This is a genomic window from Corallococcus sp. CA047B (assembly GCF_003612065.1).
In the GTDB taxonomy this organism is placed as follows: domain Bacteria; phylum Myxococcota; class Myxococcia; order Myxococcales; family Myxococcaceae; genus Corallococcus; species Corallococcus praedator.
Genome location: NZ_RAWD01000220.1, coordinates 1 through 16,509, shown reverse-complemented (window position 1 = coordinate 16,509; position 16,509 = coordinate 1). Strand labels below are relative to the sequence as shown.

Here is a 16,509-nt window from a genome sequence, read left to right as displayed (position 1 = left end):
GTTCACGGTGGGCGCGAACATCGCGGGTGGGGCGCTCAAGGGCGTGCAGGCCTCGGTGGGCGCCAACGTGGCTCCGTCCATGGTCGGCCTCCAGGCTTCCTCGGGCCTGAACTACGCGCGCGAGCTGCGGGGCGCGCAGTTGTCGCTGCTCAACGTGGGCGGGGACGTGTCCGGCGCGCAGGTGGGGCTGGTCAACATCGCGGGGAAGGTGGACGGGTTGCAGTTGGGACTGCTCAACGTGGCGCGCGAGTCCCAGGGTGAGGCGCTGGGACTGTTGAGCTTCATCGGTAATGGTCAGGCGAACGTGCAGTTGTGGGCCAGCGATGTCGCGTACACGAACGTGGCGTTGAAGTTTGGCAGCCAGCACTTCCACACGCTGCTGACGTTGGGCTTCAATCCCGGCACCAACACCCACCGTCGCCGCTATGTGGCGGGCTTCGGTTTCGGCACGCACATCCCGACGGGACGTCTGTTCTTCGACCTGGACGCCATTGGCACCAGCGTCCATGCCGACAATCTCTTTCGCGACGGCGATGGCCTGAACGTGCTCGCGCAGTTGCGGCTGGTGGCTGGGTGGCAGGTGGCGAAGCGCTTCGCGCTCATTGGCGGCGTCACCGGCAACACGCTGGTCACCTGGGACAACGGCGACCGGTGGGAGGAGCTGGGCATCGGGCCTGAGTGGCGCAGCGTCTCCGACGGGGGCCGCACCACGGTGCGCGTGTGGCCGGGCGTGCTGCTGGGCGTGCAGTTGTAGCGCGAGGACTTCGTCATGAATCGGGAGGGAACCATGTGGAAGCGGTGGGTGGTGGCAGTGCTCGCGGCGGGTCTGACGACCGGCTGCTATTTCTCCGAGGACGTGCAGGGAAACGGCGACACCGTGACGGAAGGGCGCGTCACGGAGGGCTTCGTCAACGTGGAGAACAACAGCGCGTTGTCCGTGGTGGTGACACAGGGGGACGTGGCGGACGTGAAGGTCGTCATCGATTCGAACCTCCAGCCGAACGTGCGCACCTTCGTGAATGCCGGGCAGACGCTCTTCATCGAGACGGACGGTGAGTTCAACCCCAGGGGACAGGCGCGCGTGGAGGTCCAGCTCCCTCGCGTGGTGGGCATCACGCAGAACGGCTCCGGCAGCGTGCGGGTGGAGGGGTTCGAGCAGGGCCAGGATGACGTGCGGCTGGTGACGAAGGGCTCCGGCACGCTGTTCTTCTGCGGCGGGGCCCGCACCCTGGATGCGAAGCTCCACGGCTCCGGGAGCATGGAGCTGTGCACGTCGGGGGCGCAAATGGCGGAGTGGGTGGACCTCACCCAGACCAGCTCGGGGGAGCTGAGGTGGTCCGGCGACGCGAAGCTGGTGCGCACCGCCACGGATGGCTCCGGCCGCATGACGCTCTCGGGGGTGACCCACCGGCTGGAGGCCCGTCTGGACGGCAGCGGACGGGTGGATGCCCAGGGCCTGAAGGCCGTGGACGTGGACATCATGTCGCTGGGGTCGGGGAACATCGTCGCGTTCGTGGACGGGGGCGGCGTGGTCGTCATGCTCAGCGCGTCGGGGAACGTGGAACTCTTCGGCCACGCGCTGTCCACCCAGGCGCGGGTGAACGGCAGCGGTCGGGTCATCTGGCACTGACTACCTTGTCTTCATCACCCGCGATGGCGGCGGGTGGGAAGGCAGGCAGGCGATGTCGGGGACCATGCGGGCGATGGTGCTCCATGCACCCGGGCAGCCGTTGAGGGAGGAGCACCTCCCCATGCCGGTGCCCGGGCCGGAGCAGGTGCTGTTGAAGGTGCACGCCTGCGCCGTGTGTCGCACCGACCTGCACGTGGTGGACGGTGAGTTGACCCGCCCGAAGCTGCCGCTGGTGCCCGGCCACGAAATCGTGGCGACGGTGATGACGGCGGGTGAACGGGTGGGGGGCTTCGTGCCGGGGATGCGCGTGGGCGTGCCGTGGCTGGGGTGGAGCTGTGGGCACTGCCGGTTCTGTCGCGCGGGGAAGGAGAACCTCTGCGACACGGCGCGCTTCACCGGCTACGACGTGGACGGGGGCTTCGCGGAGTACACCGTCGCGGATGCGCGCTTCTGCTTCCCGCTGCCGCCGTCGTTCCGGGACGTGGAGGCCGCGCCGCTGATGTGCGCGGGGCTCATCGGCTTTCGCAGCCTGCGCATGGCGGGGGAGGGGCCTCGGTTGGGGTTGTATGGTTTTGGCGCCGCCGCGCACATCCTCATCCAGGTGGCGCGCTACCAGGGGCGCAAGGTGTATGCCTTCACGCGAGATGGCGACGTGAAGGGGCAGGCGTTCGCGCGCGAGCTGGGCGCGGTGTGGGCGGGAGGTTCGGGCATGGCGCCACCGGAGCCGTTGGACGCGGCCATCCTCTTCGCCCCGGTGGGCGCGCTGGTGCCCGCGGCGCTGCGGGCCGTGGACAAGGGCGGCGTGGTGGTGTGCGGCGGCATCCACATGAGTGACATCCCCTCCTTTCCCTATTCGGTGTTGTGGGAGGAACGGGTGGTGCGCTCGGTGGCGAACCTCACTCGGTCGGATGCGTTGGACTTCCTGGCGCTGGCGCCGCGCGTGCCGGTGCGCACGGAAGTGCAGGTGTTTCCCCTGTCCGCCGCGAACGAGGCGCTCCAGGCGCTGCGCGAGGGGCGCGTGCGAGGGGCGGCGGTGCTGGACATGACTGGCACGGCCGAGGGCCCGCGGGCCTGACTGCCTGGATGCTTGGGACGCGGTGCGATGCACAGCTTTGGCGGAACACGGAGGCTGCCCACCGCATGAAAGCGCTTCAGGAGACGGGACCGTTCGCCGGCTATGACTCGGAGCACCACCCGCTGGGCTCGTACGCGGCGCTCATCGGGACGTTCGGCACGTCGATGCTCGGCTTCCTGGGATGGATGGGCGCATCCGGGAGGCGCTTGCCGGAGCGCCTGGGCTGGAAGGACCTGGCGCTGTTCGGCATCGCGACGCACGCGGTGTCACGATTGGTGTCGCTGGACAAGGTGACGAGCACGCTGCGCGCGCCGTTCGTGCGCTACGAGTCCGACAGCACTGCGGGCGAGGTGGTGGAGAAGGCGCGGGGCGAAGGGCCCCGCCGCGCGCTGGGCGAGCTGTTGGACTGTCCCTTCTGCCTGAGTCCCTGGGTGGCGACGGGCTTCGTGGCGGCGTCCACGGTGCGTCCCCGCGAGACGCGCTTCGTGGCCTCCATCTTCGCGCTCAGCGCCGCGTCCTTCTTCCTGCACCGGGCCTACGAATGGCTGGGCGAAGGCCTGCACCGCACGCGCGCGCAGGTGCAGTTGTTGGAGAAGCAGCAGGAGCGCGAAGCCGCCGTGCAGTTCCCCGACCGTGGGCCGCAGGTCGTGGAGTCCGGCCGCGCGCCGATTCCATCTCCAAGCTGAATCCGTCCACGGGTGGAGTCCATGGGGGGAATGCGCTAGACGGGCCGCGCCACCCGCGCTCGCGATGACCTCCACCCCGACTCCCGACTCCTCCCGCCGCGCGCCCCCCGGTCTGCTGGTGCTGTTCGCGCTGGTGCTCGTCTGGGCGGTGGTCGCGGTGGCGCCGGTGTGGCTCCAGGCCGCTCGCTCCTGCTTCGCGACCTATGACCTGGGCATCTACGCCCAGGCCCTGGCGCGGATGTCGCTGAGCGATCCGAATCCCTGGCTCAGCGCGCGGCAGGTCTTCATCTTCGCGGACCACTTCGATCCAGTGCTGTGGCTGGCCCGGCCCCTGGGCGCGCTGCTGCCAGCGATGTGGGCGGGGCTGTTGGCGGAGGCCTTGTTCGTCGTGCTGTCGCTCGCGCCGCTCGTGTGGCTCTACGTGCGCGGCCTGCTGGACCGGGCTTCCACTGTGTTCCTGGGCGCCGTGCTGCTCTTCAACACCGGCACGCTGGCGGCGCTCATCTATCCCATCCACCCCACCACGTGGGCCATGCTGCCGTGGACGTGGTTCGCTGTGGCGTACTGCCTGCGGCGCACGGGGTGGATGTTCGCCGCGCTGGTGTTGCTGTTCGCCTGCAAGGAGGAGTTCGCCTTCGTGGGCCTGATGCTCGCTGGCGGGCTCTGGCTCCGGGGCGAGCGTCGCATCGCGCTGTGGGTGTTCACGCTATCGGTGGCGTGGCTCGCGTTCGTGTTCTTCGGGCGCTCCGCGTTGTGGGGCGAGACCGTGAACTACCGCACGCGGCTGTCGCCGACAGCGGGCCAGGGGCTGGGCGCGTATCTGGCCGAGCGTTTCGCGCTCGAACACCTGCGGCGCATCGGCACCCTGCTCACCGTCTTCATCCCCGTGGGCCTCTGGGCCTGGCGTCAGAAGTGGAAGCCGGATTGGGTGTGGCTGTCACTGCTGCTGCCCATGATTGGCATCCGCTTTCTGGGCATGGCGTGGCGCGCCCAGTACGGCGCCCCGCTCATGGCCGCCGCGCTCATGGCCCTGCTTCCACTGCTGCTCCGGCGTGGCCCGCCGCCCTGGGTGTTGCTCACCACCGGCGTGCTGCTCTTCACCACCAACCAGAACCTCCTGCGCTCTTCATGGCGCAGCGTCTCCCGTTCGGAGTCCCTTCCCGCGCACTGCCCGGCCACGCCCGCACGCCTGGATGCCCTTCAGCGCGCGAAGGACGTCCTCGCCGTGAACCAAGGGGGCAAGGTTCTGCTCGGCGGCAACCTCGTGCCGGATGTGGCTTCGCGGGACGACATCTACATGGTGGGTGGGCCCCAGCCGGATGGGGTCCTCATCTACGACCTGGTGCTGGTGGAGAAGCCGCCCCTGGGCATTCCCGCGCCCGTCACCCCGGAGCGACTGGGCGAGCTCATCGACCTGTGGCGCTCCCAGCCGGACACCCAGGTGATCATCGACGATGCGCACGTCTTCCTCGCGCGGGGGCGCTTCACCGTCGTGCGTTGAGGCATTGTGCCCCGCTTGCGCGGGCGCACGTCCCATCCTGCCCCGGCGTTGCTTCAGCCGTTCCCAGGCGACGCGCACCACCGCTGACGACGGTTCAGTGCAGGCTGACCGTGGTGCGCAGCAGCGCCAGGTACGTCCAGTCCCGCGTGGGCTCTTCCACGGGCGGGGTGTCGTAGTGGTTCACGTAGCCCGCGACGCCCACGCCCAGGAAGCCGGTGACCCACCAGCGGAAGCTCAGCGCTCCGCCCGTCGCACCCCCGGGCTCCACGTCCGCCGCGCCGCGCCCCAGCCACAGCCGCTCCATGCGCGCGGCCACCTCCAGCGAACCGGAAGGGATGCCCTCCGAACCCACGCCCGCGAGCGCCTGGGGCCACTGGTTGCCTTCGCGAGGCTGGCCGCGCAGCACCCACGATGCCTCCACGCCCAGGCCCTGGCTGCGCAGCGTGGGCAGCGATTCACGAGGCGTGGCCGGATTCCCGTCCGTGTCCCGCGAGCGGTGCTCCCACGCGGCCGCCGCCTGCACGTCCACGCGCACGGGCCCCGCGTCCATCCGGCCATGGGCCTCCGTCACGGTGCGGTAGCCGGACACCGGCGGCGGTCGGTAGAAGAGGAAGTTCTGCGGCAGCCGCCCGCCAATGCCGGGCCGGTCGAACGCGTCCTCCACGTGCGCGCCCGCGCCCAGGCGCAGCCCGCCGTGGTGCACGTCCAGACGCGCGTCCACGGAAGGCGAGGCGTTGTCGTTGCCCAGCGGGCTGCCGGAGCCATTGCCCAATCGCAGCCATCCTTCCAGGGGCAGCGACGCGGGCGTCCACTGCGCCTCCAGGCCCAGGTCGCGCCGGGCCCAGAACGCCTGCGTCACCAGGGGCAGCTCCGGAATGGGCAGCGTTTCGATGCTCTGGTCGCGCCCGGCGGGGAACAGCGGCGTCTTCGCGTAGCCGATGGACAGGCGCACGCCAGTGATGATCAGCAGGTCCACGTACGCGTCGAGCAGCGCGGGCTTCTCCTGCGCCCACTCCGCGGTGCCCACGGCGACGAGCCACGGCACGGGCTGTCCCCGGGCCCCCATCCGCAAACGCGCGAGCGTGAAGCCGTCATGGCCCTCGATGTCGTCGGCGTGGACGCGGTAGTCCACCTCGCCCACGAGCGTGGGCGTGATGAGCGGCCCCTGCGCGCGCGCACCTGACGCGGACAGGAGGGCCAGTGCGGCGAGCGTGAGCGGGCGGGTCATTCGTCGATGGGGAGGATGCGCAGGGTGTGCGTGGTGCCGTTGGACGGATCGCCGTCATGGTCCGCCACGAAGATGCGCTTGTTCTTCGCGTCGTACGCGATGCCATGCGGCTGCTGGAAGCCACCGGCCAGCACGCGCACCTCGCCCGACGGGCGGATGCTCAGCACGGTGCCGTCGCGGCTGCCGGTGAGCAGCGTGTCACCGGGGCCGGTGGCCAGCAGGTCCGGGCTGGGCAGCGTGGCGAACGGCACCAGCTGCGACGGGTTGGACAGCGGCGCGCGGTACACCTTGCCCGCGAGCTGGTCGGAGATGAACAGCGTCTCACCCACGGCGAGCACGCCCACGGGCTTCTGGAGCGCGCCCACCACTTCCTGCTCGGTGCCGTCCAGGGTGAGCCGGGCCACGCTGCCCACGTTCACGTTGTTGTTGCGCACGAAGTAGCCGTCCAGCAGCTGCCCATCCGCCGTGACGGTGATGCCGATGCGGCGGCGCTCGGGCGGCAGGTTGGGCACCTTCGCGGAGGTGCCATCCGGACGGACGTAGACGACGTCGCCCGCCGTGCCACCGCCGAAGCGCACCACCACCAGCGTGCCGTCCGCGAGCCGCGCCAGCGCTCCCAGGCCCGGACCATCCGCGGGCGCGGAGGGCAGGTCCGAGACCAGCGAGATGCCCTCGCCATCGCGGTAGCGCAGCACGCGGTTGTTCTCGTCGTCGGCCATGAAGAGCGTCGCGCTCTCCGCGTCCCACCAGAGGCCGTTGGGGTCGCCATCCACGCGGATGGTCGTGGGGCCACGCTCCACGACCGGTCCCTCCCAAGGCTCCATCACTTCGCCCGACGAGCAACCCACGGCGGCCAGCGTCATGCCCAGCAGGGCAGGGAAGAGGATTCGCATGGACGCTTCCCTTATCGCGGATTGGACACGCTCGGCACGGCCCTTCACGGGCCGGACACTGCCCTGGACTCCGGGGAGGGGACCTGCCGGCGCGGGGAGGGAGTCGGTAGCGTCGCTCCTTCGTGGAGACACCTCGCATGAAGAGACCTTCCACTCGGGGATGGCTCGTGCTCGCGGGCGTGCTGTGGCTGGGCGTCATTGTCACGGGGCTCGTGACGTTGGCCCGGTACTCGCTCACGCCCGGGGTCGCGCAGGCGATGGTGGCGCGGTGGCCGGAGGGGACGCCGCTGACGCGTCAGGCCGGGCGGCCCGTGCTGGTGATGCTCGCGCACCCGAAGTGTCCCTGCACGCGGGCCAGCGTGGCGGAGCTGCAGGCGTTGATGGCGCACGCGGACGGGCGCGCGGATGCGTTCGTCCTGTTCATGCGTCCGGAGGGATTGGAGGACGGCTGGGAGCAGGGAGAGCTGTGGCGCGCCGCCGCGAGCATCCCCGGCGTCACGGTGCTGAAGGACCCTGGCGGCGTGGAGGCGAAGCGCTTCGGTGCGACGACCTCCGGACACGTGGTGCTCTACGGCGCGGACGGCCACCTGCGCTTCAGTGGAGGCCTCACCGTGGCGCGGGGACACGTGGGAGACAGCCCGGGGCGCACGGCGCTGGAGCGCGTGCTGCGTGAAGGCGGAGAGGGGCGCGACACGCCCGTGTATGGCTGCGCGCTGGAGGACCCTCCGACGACCGCGACCCGCTGAAGCGCGCGGATGTCCTGCGGAAGGCGGATGCGGTCGCGGCGTTGTTCCGCGTCGGACGTCCGGAGGCGGGAGCTGTTGGCGCGGCGGAGCGTCTGGGATTGGCTCCGCGCGCCTTTCGTCCGTGCCACCTTCTTCGCGGGGGAGCCCTTCCATGTCGCTCGATCACTACGTCACCCTGGGCCGCTCCGGCCTGCGCGTCAGTCCCTTCTGCCTGGGGGCCATGACGTTCGGCGAAGACCTGGGGTGGGGCAGCAGCGTGCAGACGTCCAACTCCATCATGGACCGCTTCATCGAGCGGGGCGGCAACTTCATCGACACGGCGAACGTGTACACGTTCGGCCACTCGGAGAAGATCATCGGGGACCACCTGGGCAAGGACCCCGCGAAGCGCGACCGGGTGGTCATCGCCACCAAGTTCTTCGGCAACCTCTTCGAGAAGGATCCGAACGGCGGAGGCGCGAACCGCAAGTCGGTGATGGCCGCGTGCGAGGAATCGCTGCGCCGGCTCCAGACGGACTACATCGACCTGTACTGGATGCACGCCTGGGACGCGAACACGCCCATCGAGGAGACGATGCGCGCGCTGGATGACCTCGTGCGCTCGGGCAAGGTCCGCTACGTGGGCTTCTCCGACACGCCGGCATGGAAGGTGGCGCAGGCGCAGGTGACGGCGATGTTCCGGGGCTGGGCGCCACTGGTGGCATTGCAGATCGAATACTCGCTGCTGGAGCGCACGGTGGAAGGTGAGCTCATCCCCATGGCGCTGGAGCTGGGGCTGGGCGTGACGCCGTGGTCGCCGCTGCGCAGCGGGGCGCTCAGCGGCAAGTACACGCGCCAGAACGCGGGCAAGCAGAAGGCGGACCGGGGCGCGTGGGCGGAGAGTTCGCTCAACGAGAAGACCTACGACCTCATCGACCTGCTCCAGCGCGTGGCGAAGGAGCAGGCCTCCACGGTGGCGCGCGTGGCGCTGGCCTGGGTGCAGAACCGCCCGGGCGTGGCGTCCACCATCCTGGGCGCGCGCACGCTGGAGCAGTTGGACAACAACCTGGGCGCGCTGGACGTGAAGCTCACGCCCGAACAGGTGAAGGCGCTGGATGACCTCTCCAAGCCCACGCTCAACTTCCCGTCGGCCTTCCTGGAGAACGCCTCGGCCTTCATGCACGCGGGGCTGAGGGTGAACGGTGTCCAGGCCCCGGCGGGAGGCATGGCGCCGAAGCCGGGCACCCCGCGCTACTGATCCGAGCGGTGGAAACCCGGGCCCCGTCCGTACAGGGGCCCACAGTGTGGAGTGCGAGGCCGTACGTTTCAGCCCGTGCCAACGGGAAAACGGCGGCCGGAGCGTTCACGACATGACGCTCGCGGTAGCGCGAACGGGGGCCGTTCCTAGTATCGGTCCCCTGGCAGTCGGGTGGGTCGGTGGTCTGGCGCGGTAAGGGCGGCGGGAGGGTGGCGTGAGCGAGCTTCTGACGGGTGACGGGCAGTTGCGTGCGCAGGGTGTCGGCACTCCGGTTTCCTCGGGCGGTGCGGGCTTCTCCCACGACTCCGAAACCTTCGATGCGGAGCTGGATGCGTGCCTGGATCGCGCGCTCTTCTCCGGTCCTTCTCAAGACATCGACATCGACATTGACGACGCGCAGGAGGTCGCGGCGACCGGCTCCATGCGCGCGCTGCTCGACCTGGCCTCCACGGAAGAGTCGTGGCTGGAATCGCTGCCGCAGCCCTCCAACGACGACACGGAAGCCCCGATGTCGCTGTCGGACGAGGCCGCGAACTTCGTCATCCCGGAGTGGCTGCGCGCCGAGGAATCGCCGTCGTCCGACCCCGCCGCATCATGGGACAGCGCGCCGCAAGCGAATGTCTGGGCCTCGCCCGGCTCTCCGGCCGCGGCCTATTCGCCGCAGCCGTGGGTGCCCTACGAGGCGCCGGCCCCGGAGGAGGCTCCGCCTCCGGCCATCGCGGACGTCTCCACGCGCATCCTGGGGATGAATCCCCTCTCCTTCGTCAGCGCCGTGGCCATGGGCGCGCTCGCCGCGGGCCTGCTCGTCGTCGCGGGTGTGCGGCTGACCTCGGGAAATGATCAGCAGGCGGCCACGGTGCAGGACACGGGTTCCTTCACGCAGTCCGTGCAAGCCACGGGTTCGCGTCAGGTCGCCACGGCCACCCCGGGCGCGCAGGTCGCCACGAACTCGCAAAGCGTCGTGGGCAACCCGGCCTGGCAGCCGTCCAATGACTTCCAGCAGGCCGCCGCGTCCGTCTCCAGCACGGTGGGCACGTCCGCGCTCACGGAGGCCCAGCGCGCCGCGCAGTCCCTCACGCCGAACGCGCCCGTGCTCTCTGGCCCGGCGAACGTGGGCCTGACCACCGGCCTGCACACGCTGGCCCCGGACGCTCAGGCGCCCACGGCGACCGCCTCCGTGACGAAGAAGAAGGTCGCCGTGGCCCCGCGCGCCGCGACCCTCGAGGAGCCGGAGGACACGGGCGAGGTCCGCGAGCTGTCCTTCGGCCGCGAAATCTCCGCCGAGGAGATCGAGCAGGCCCGCCAGGCCGCCGCCGCCGCGGAGGCCGAGGAGGCCACGCCGCCGGGGTCGGAGTTCGACGAGGACTTCGCCCGGGAGATGGGCTTCACCGAGGAAGCGGAGTCCGCCCAGGCGCAGGCGTCGAAGCAGGCCCCGGAGAAGACCGTCTACATCCCGCCGGCCCCCAGCGCCGCCGGCCCCGAGCGCCTGTCTCCCTCCGACGTGAGCAGCGTCGTCCTCACGAACCAGCCGGCCATCGCCGCCTGCGTCCAGAACTTCAAGGCGGGCACGGCCCTGGAGAACGGCGGCCGCTTCCAGGTGCGCTGGTCGGTGGACACCTCCGGCAGCGTGTCCGGCGTGGCCATGGAGACAGAGTCCCTGCGCGGCTCGCCGCTCGCCGGCTGCGTCGAGGACCGCGTGCGCGGCTGGAAATTCCCCGTGCACCGCGTGGCCATGGACGGCCCCGTGCGCTTCCCCTTCGTCTTCTAGGACTGGACAGACGAAATATGCACCGGTATGAATATACACAGCCATGCATGTTGACGTCTTCCAGACCCTGGCCGACCCCACGCGCCTGCTCATCGTCGAGGCGCTGAGGGGCGGCGAGCACGCCGTGAACGACATCGTCGACCGGGTGGACATCCACCAGTCGGGCGTCTCACGGCACCTGCGCATCCTCCAGGAGGCGGGCTTCGTCCAGGTCCGCCCCGAGGGAACGAAGCGGCTGTACTCGCTGCGTCCGGAGCCCTTCCAGGAACTCGATGCCTGGGTGACCCGGTATCGCGTTCTCTGGGAGGCCCGCCTCGACCGGTTCGGCGAGGCGCTGGAACGGAAGCAGAAGGCGCGCATGGCCAAACCCAGGAAGGAAGAGCCATGACCGCGAACGCCACGAAGCGCATCACGTTTGAACGCACGTACACCGCGCCCCTGGAGGACGTCTGGGAGCTGTGGACGACGAAGGACGGCATCGAGTCCTGGTGGGGTCCGGAAGGCTTCTCCGTGACGGTCCACGAACTCGACCTGCGAGCGGGCGGCTTGATGCGCTACGCGATGACGGCGACCGCGCCGGATCAGGTGGCCGGCATGAAGCAGGCGGGCCTGCCCCTCACCAGCGAAGCCCGGCTCACCTACTCGGAAGTCACCCCCCAGCGCCGGCTCGGGTACACGACCGTGGTGGACTTCATCCAGGGCGTCGCGCCGTATGACGTCTCCACGCTGGTGGAGCTCCACCCGAACGGGCAGGCCGTGCGGATGGTCGTGACGTCCGACGCCATGCACAGCGAGGAGTGGACGAAGAGGGCGTCCCAGGGGCTGGAGAGCCAGCTCGGCAAGCTCTCGAAGCGCTTCCAGCGCTGACCCTTCACGGAGGAACCGTCAGCACCGCGTCCCGGAGGCGTTTATCCTCTCCGGGTCATGACGAAGCGCGCGCCTCCGTTGCCGGAGGGTCCAGACCCCACCGAGGTGCACCTGTGCTACCGCTGCCTGGTGCGGCTGCCGGTGGAGGCGGGTGGGGCGGACCTGCCGCGCCGCGTGCGCGAAGCGCTGAAGACGCACGGGCTCGCAGGCGAAACCCAGCTCATCCCCGCGTCCTGTCTGGGTCACTGCCCCACGGGCCTGGTCACCACGCTGGTCGTCCCCGACGCCACGGCGAAGGGGACGCACGCGAAGCTCATCGACCCGTTGGCGGACGGCGAGGACCTGGCGAAGCACCTGCTCCAGGTCCGCGCGAAAGTCGGGCGGCCTTGAGCAGCGCTTCCATCATGGGCACGCAGCTCGCGGTGCCCGTGCCGGCAATCGCATAGGCGGTGCCGTGGTCCGGTGACGTGCGCGGCACCGGCAGCCCCAGCGTCACGTTCACCGTGCGCTCGAAGTCCAGCGCCTTGGCCGGGATGAGTCCCTGGTCGTGGTACATGGCCAGCACCACGTCGTACTTCGCGCCCACCTCGTCGGGCCGGGCGAACAGGCCGTCCGCGGGAATGGGCCCGTGCGCATCCACCCGCTTGGAGCGTGCGCGGCGGATGGCGGGACCAATCACCTCCACCTCCTCGCGCCCCAGCATCCCGCCCTCGCCCGCGTGGGGGTTGAGCCCCAGCACGGCGATGCGCGGCTTGCGACCCACCACCGGCTCCAGGCTGCGCGACAGCAACTGGAGCTGCGCCACCAGCTTCTCCACCGTCAAGAGCTTCGGCAGCGCGGAGATGGGGACGTGGTTCGTCGCCAGCGCGATGCGCACGCGCGGCCCGTCCATCATCATCAACACGTCGACGCCGAACGCGTCCGCCAGCACCTCCGTGTGGCCCATGAAGGGGATGCCCGCGCGCGAAATCTCCTCCTTCGACACCGGCGCCGTGCACAGCGCGTCCACCGTGCCCGCGCGCATCGCGTCGATGGCGGCCCGCACGTACGCGTACTGCGCGCGGCCACCCTCGCGTGAAGGCTTGCCCGGCACGCGGTGCTTCTGTGCGAGCCGCGTCACCTCCACCACCGCCGGCCCCGTCGTGCGCCCCAGCTCCTCCAGGGGCACGCGCGGAAAGCGGCGGAAGAGGGGGAAGCCCTCCAGCGTGGGCCCGTCCCCGAACACCACCGGTACCAGCGCGCGGCGCACCGCGGGGCGTGCCAGCGCCAGGGCCGTCACCTCCGGCCCGATGCCCGACACGTCCCCCAGCGAGATGCCCACGCGAGGCAGCGCGGGCGTCGTGGCCACCGGGGCGCTCTTCACATCTTCACTTCGACGTTGGCCTTGGAGCGCAGCTCCTGGACGTACTGCTCCAGGAACTTCTCCGTCTTCTCGGAGAGGAGCTTGGACTCCAGCTTGGGCTTCATCTCCTCGAAGGAGGCCACCGCGACGTTGCGGCGCTCCTCCACCTTCAGGATGTGCCAGCCGAAGTTGGTGCGGATGGGCTCGCTCACCTCGCCCTGCTTGAGGTTGAAGGCGGCCTTCTCGAACGCGGGCACCATCACGCCGCGCTTGAAGTAGCCCAGGTCACCGCCGTCCGCCGCGCTGGGGCCCTCGCTGCGGGCGCGCGCCAGGGCGGAGAAGTCCATGCCCTCACGGCGGGCCTCCTTCGCGATGCCCTCCGCCTTCTGCTTCGCGGCGGCCACCTGCTCCGGCGTGGCCTTGGCGTCCACCTGCACCAGGATGTGGCGGGCGTGCACCTCCACGTCCTCGCTCTCCATGCGCGTGTACTGGGTGTACGCGGCCTTGAGGTCCTCCTCGGTGACCTTCACCTTGGGGCCCACCTTCATGCGCAAGAGCTTGTCGCGCACCACGCGCTTGCGCAGCATGTCCTTGTAGCTGGCGAGCGTGTAGCCCTCGTTCACGAGCATCTGCTCGAACTGCTTGAGGTCCGGGACGTTGTTCTGCTTGAGCACGTCCTGCACCAGCTCATCGACCTCCGCGTCCGTGGTGGTGATGCCCAGTTGCTGCACCTCCGTCTCCATCAGCTTCTCGCCGATGAGCGTGTCCAGCGCGCTCTTCATGAGCTGCGCGCGGGCCTCGGTGCGCTTGCGCGGGTCCACTTCGGAGTTGATGCGCTGAAGCTCCGGCGCGGCCCGCAGCTGCACTTCCGACAGGGCGATGACGTCGCGGTTCACCACCGCCGCCACTCTGTCCACCAGCTCCGCGCGCGCGGACGTACCGCCCGCCAGGAGCATCACCGCCGCCAGGAACGCCACCAGGTTCTTCATCGCAACGACCCTCTCCACGAAACCCCGGGACGGCCAACCGGCAGGCCCCCGGAAAAGTCCTTCACTTCGCCGCCTGCGGCGCCGGCCGCCCGCGGATGGTCTGCAGCGTGGCCTCGTTCACCACCACCTGGGCCTTCTCGCGCAGGTCCTTCTCGAAGGCCTCCTGCGCTTGCGCCCGCTTGGTCTCCAGCAAGCGCGCCTCCACCTTGGAGCGGACCTCCACCAGCTCCCGCTTCCTCGCCGCCCTGCGCTCCAGCACCTTGAACAGGTGGTAGCCGTACTCCGTGGACACCACGTCCGAAACCTGCCCCACCCCCAGCTTGAATACCACCTCGTCGAAGGCCGGCGGCATCTGTCCCCGGGGGAAGAAGCCCAGGTCCCCGCCCACCTTGGCGTCCGCGCTGAGCGAATAGCGCCGCGCCAGGTCGGAGAACTTCTTGCCGGCCTTGAGCTGCACCTGGAGCCGGCGCGCCTCGTCCAGGCCCTTCACCACCATCTGCGCCGCGTGGACCTCCTCCGGCTCCTGGAAGTCCGCCTCGTGCGCCGCGTAGTACGCGCGCAGCTCCTCCTCCGTCACCGCCACGCGCGAATAGACGTGGTGGGTGAAGAGCTTCTCGATGGTGAGCCGGCTGGCCTCGCGCGCGCGCAGCTCCGCCATGGACAACTGTCCCTGGGCGAGCACCTCGTTGAAGTTGCCGGCCGGGTAGTCGCCCGACAGCCGCAGCACGCCCCGGTCCACCTCTTCGGGCGTCACCGCGATGTTGTTCTGCTTGGCCGCCTGGAGCAGCAGCATCCGCTTCACCAGCGTGTCCACGAGCGCGCGCTTGAAGGGCTCCACCTCTTCAGGCGTGGGTTCGGGCCCTTCGGTGGTCGCAAGCTCCCGGCCCAGCTCCTGTTCGAAGTCCGCGCGGCTGAGCGACTCGCCGTTCACGGTGGCCACCACCGCGGGGTCCGGGCCCTCCTGCGTCGGCGGGCGGCAGCCGGCGGAGCCCAGCACGCCGGCGCCAAGCACCAGGGCGGCGGACCAGGACAGCAGGGAGGCGCGGAGGGAAGCAGGACGCATGCGCGGAGGCCTCGGGGAGGACAGCGGGGGACCTTCCACGGTGGTGCCGGGCCGCGGGGCTTTCAAGCGGGACGTCACGGCCGGGATGGGAAGCGAACGGATGGGCCCATGGGACGGGCTTCCGGGTAGCACGGCGTCGGGGCCCCGACAACCCACGGGGAGGCTTGGAGCCTGGGGGCGGCGCCCCTAGAGCTTCGTCGCGTTGGACGTCAGGAAGGCCTCCACCTGGGGGAAGATTTCATCCGGCGCCTTTCGGCCCAGCACCAGGTCCGCGTGGCCATAGTCCTCCGCGAAGCCGTGGCCGCGCCCGGCGACCAGCATCTTCACCGGCCCGCCCAGGTGCTCCTTCGCCCGGGCCACCGCCAGGGGCGGCGCGAGCAGGTCCCGGCTGCCGGCGATCAACAGGAAGGGGATGCGCACCCCGGCCAGCGGCTCGCGGTAGTCGAACTCGCCGTCATAGGAGGTGAACTTGCTGGAGACGATCCACCGGGCGAACTGCCGCCCCACGCCGCCCGCGATGTCCGCCGGCACGTTGGCCAGCGCCCAGCGCACCACCTGCGGATCCATGTTCTCCGCCAGCATCATGTACCGGGTGAGCGGCCCCGGCGGCGCCCCGAAGAAGGCGATGCTGGTGACGCGGCGGGTGGGGATGACCTTCAGCTTGAGCAGCGGCTCCACTCGCTGGACGAAGGCGCGCAGGCCCGGCTGCACCGCGAAGGTGAACGGCGCGCCCAGGGCCACCCCCGCCTTCACCGGCGCCTGGGGGTTCTTCGCCAAGTGGGCGTAGAGCATCAGGCCGCCCTTGGAGTGGCCCACCCAGAGGACCTGCTGGGCACCGGTGGACATCACCGTGCGCAAAGCGGTTCTCACGTCGTGTTCCGCCTGATCATCAAAATTCCAGTCGGCGCACGCCCCGGCGAGCCCCCGGCCGCGCAGCTCGATGACCCAGGTCTCGAACCCCGCCCGGGCCAGGTAGCGCGCCAGGCTGTACTGCTCGTTGAAGTCCATGTGGAAGCGGTTGGCTCCCAGCCCGTGGCACAGGATGACGGGCTCCGCGTACCGGCGCTCGCCGCGCGGGTGGTAGCGCCCCAGCGCGATGGCGGCCCCGTCGTCCGTGGGCACCCGGTAGAGCTCATCCGGCTTGAAGCTCAGTGTCAGCAACCCCTCCTTGCCGCGCTCGACTGCTCGCGTGAAGAGGTCCGCCATCCGGCTCAACCGGGGTGCCGCTGCCTGTCGTGATGTCACCTTCTCATTCTACGCCCGACCGCCAGACGATGCCGCCGTGTCGCACAGGGACTTTCATGGGACGGCAGGACAGTTGCAGGAGGTACGAGGTATTCGCTGGGAGGTCGCAGAAATGGGGCAGGGCCGGGGTTTCAAGGAAGTGGTGTCGACCTTCATTGCCACAGTTTTTCCCACAGATACCCTCCTGGGTGCCTTGAAGGTGATGGAACAGCACCGGGTGCGGTTGGTGGGGGTGGTGG

Annotated in this window: 16 protein-coding genes and 1 pseudogene; 11 read left to right on the top strand and 6 right to left on the bottom strand. The window is 70.1% G+C overall.

Annotation, left to right across the window (positions count from 1 at the left end; all coding sequences use genetic code 11):
- From D7X74_RS28230 to D7X74_RS28210, 5 genes and pseudogenes are all read left to right on the top strand, one after another.
- Positions 1 to 754 (top strand): annotated as a pseudogene (locus D7X74_RS28230) (hypothetical protein); the annotation flags it as partial.
- Positions 755 to 769: 15 nt separating this feature from the next.
- Positions 770 to 1,630: a GIN domain-containing protein gene (locus D7X74_RS28225; protein WP_120536104.1), complete on the top strand. Its 861-nt coding sequence runs from the start codon at positions 770 to 772 to the stop codon at positions 1,628 to 1,630.
- Positions 1,631 to 1,682: 52 nt separating this feature from the next.
- Entirely contained in the window at positions 1,683 to 2,705 is a 1,023-nt protein-coding gene (locus D7X74_RS28220; protein ID WP_120536103.1) for a zinc-dependent alcohol dehydrogenase family protein, read from the top strand.
- Between the two features lie 65 nt (positions 2,706 to 2,770).
- Entirely contained in the window at positions 2,771 to 3,391 is a 621-nt protein-coding gene (locus D7X74_RS28215) for a DUF1360 domain-containing protein (RefSeq protein WP_120536102.1), read from the top strand.
- Positions 3,392 to 3,455: 64 nt separating this feature from the next.
- The gene (locus tag D7X74_RS28210; protein ID WP_199741915.1) at positions 3,456 to 4,892 is read left to right on the top strand and encodes a DUF2079 domain-containing protein; all 1,437 of its coding nucleotides are present in this window, start codon (positions 3,456 to 3,458) and stop codon (positions 4,890 to 4,892) included.
- Between the two features lie 94 nt (positions 4,893 to 4,986).
- Here the strand turns inward: D7X74_RS28210 and D7X74_RS28205 are convergent, their stop codons facing one another.
- Both D7X74_RS28205 and D7X74_RS28200 read right to left on the bottom strand, forming a co-directional pair.
- Positions 4,987 to 6,120, bottom strand: coding sequence for a hypothetical protein (locus tag D7X74_RS28205; RefSeq protein ID WP_120536101.1), 1,134 nt, complete (start codon positions 6,118 to 6,120; stop codon positions 4,987 to 4,989).
- Entirely contained in the window at positions 6,117 to 7,013 is an 897-nt protein-coding gene (locus D7X74_RS28200; RefSeq protein WP_120536100.1) for a hypothetical protein, read from the bottom strand. Before D7X74_RS28200 ends, D7X74_RS28205 begins: the two co-directional genes overlap by 4 nt.
- A 137-nt stretch (positions 7,014 to 7,150) precedes the next feature.
- Here D7X74_RS28200 and D7X74_RS28195 point away from each other — a divergent pair, with 137 nt between their 5' ends.
- The 6 genes from D7X74_RS28195 to D7X74_RS28170 all read left to right on the top strand — a co-directional run bounded on the left by D7X74_RS28195 (position 7,151) and on the right by D7X74_RS28170 (position 12,021).
- The gene (locus tag D7X74_RS28195; protein WP_120536099.1) at positions 7,151 to 7,759 is read left to right on the top strand and encodes a RedB protein; all 609 of its coding nucleotides are present in this window, start codon (positions 7,151 to 7,153) and stop codon (positions 7,757 to 7,759) included.
- 151 nt (positions 7,760 to 7,910) lie between these two features.
- A complete protein-coding gene (locus tag D7X74_RS28190; RefSeq protein ID WP_120536098.1) occupies positions 7,911 to 8,996 on the top strand; it encodes an aldo/keto reductase in 1,086 nt (361 codons plus the stop codon).
- 214 nt (positions 8,997 to 9,210) lie between these two features.
- Positions 9,211 to 10,764 (top strand): AgmX/PglI C-terminal domain-containing protein, encoded by a 1,554-nt coding sequence (locus D7X74_RS28185; protein ID WP_120536097.1) that lies wholly within the window; start codon positions 9,211 to 9,213, stop codon positions 10,762 to 10,764.
- Positions 10,765 to 10,807: 43 nt separating this feature from the next.
- Entirely contained in the window at positions 10,808 to 11,152 is a 345-nt protein-coding gene (locus tag D7X74_RS28180; RefSeq protein ID WP_120536096.1) for a helix-turn-helix transcriptional regulator, read from the top strand.
- A complete protein-coding gene (locus D7X74_RS28175; protein WP_120536095.1) occupies positions 11,149 to 11,631 on the top strand; it encodes an SRPBCC domain-containing protein in 483 nt (160 codons plus the stop codon). The genes D7X74_RS28180 and D7X74_RS28175 overlap by 4 nt, the downstream gene beginning before the upstream one ends.
- A 57-nt stretch (positions 11,632 to 11,688) precedes the next feature.
- A complete protein-coding gene (locus D7X74_RS28170; RefSeq protein WP_120536094.1) occupies positions 11,689 to 12,021 on the top strand; it encodes a hypothetical protein in 333 nt (110 codons plus the stop codon).
- On the opposite strand, the gene pdxA is transcribed toward D7X74_RS28170, so the two are convergent.
- The 4 genes from pdxA to D7X74_RS28150 form a co-directional block, all read right to left on the bottom strand.
- Positions 11,945 to 12,994: a 4-hydroxythreonine-4-phosphate dehydrogenase PdxA gene (pdxA, locus tag D7X74_RS28165; RefSeq protein ID WP_233602293.1), complete on the bottom strand. Its 1,050-nt coding sequence runs from the start codon at positions 12,992 to 12,994 to the stop codon at positions 11,945 to 11,947. The genes D7X74_RS28170 and pdxA overlap by 77 nt on opposite strands.
- The gene (locus tag D7X74_RS28160) at positions 12,991 to 13,962 is read right to left on the bottom strand and encodes a peptidylprolyl isomerase (RefSeq protein ID WP_120536093.1); all 972 of its coding nucleotides are present in this window, start codon (positions 13,960 to 13,962) and stop codon (positions 12,991 to 12,993) included. Before D7X74_RS28160 ends, pdxA begins: the two co-directional genes overlap by 4 nt.
- Positions 13,963 to 14,023: 61 nt before the next feature.
- A complete protein-coding gene (locus tag D7X74_RS28155; protein WP_120536092.1) occupies positions 14,024 to 15,025 on the bottom strand; it encodes a peptidyl-prolyl cis-trans isomerase in 1,002 nt (333 codons plus the stop codon).
- 186 nt (positions 15,026 to 15,211) lie between these two features.
- Entirely contained in the window at positions 15,212 to 16,231 is a 1,020-nt protein-coding gene (locus D7X74_RS28150) for an alpha/beta fold hydrolase (RefSeq protein ID WP_120536091.1), read from the bottom strand.
- Between the last annotated feature and the right edge of the window lie 278 nt (positions 16,232 to 16,509).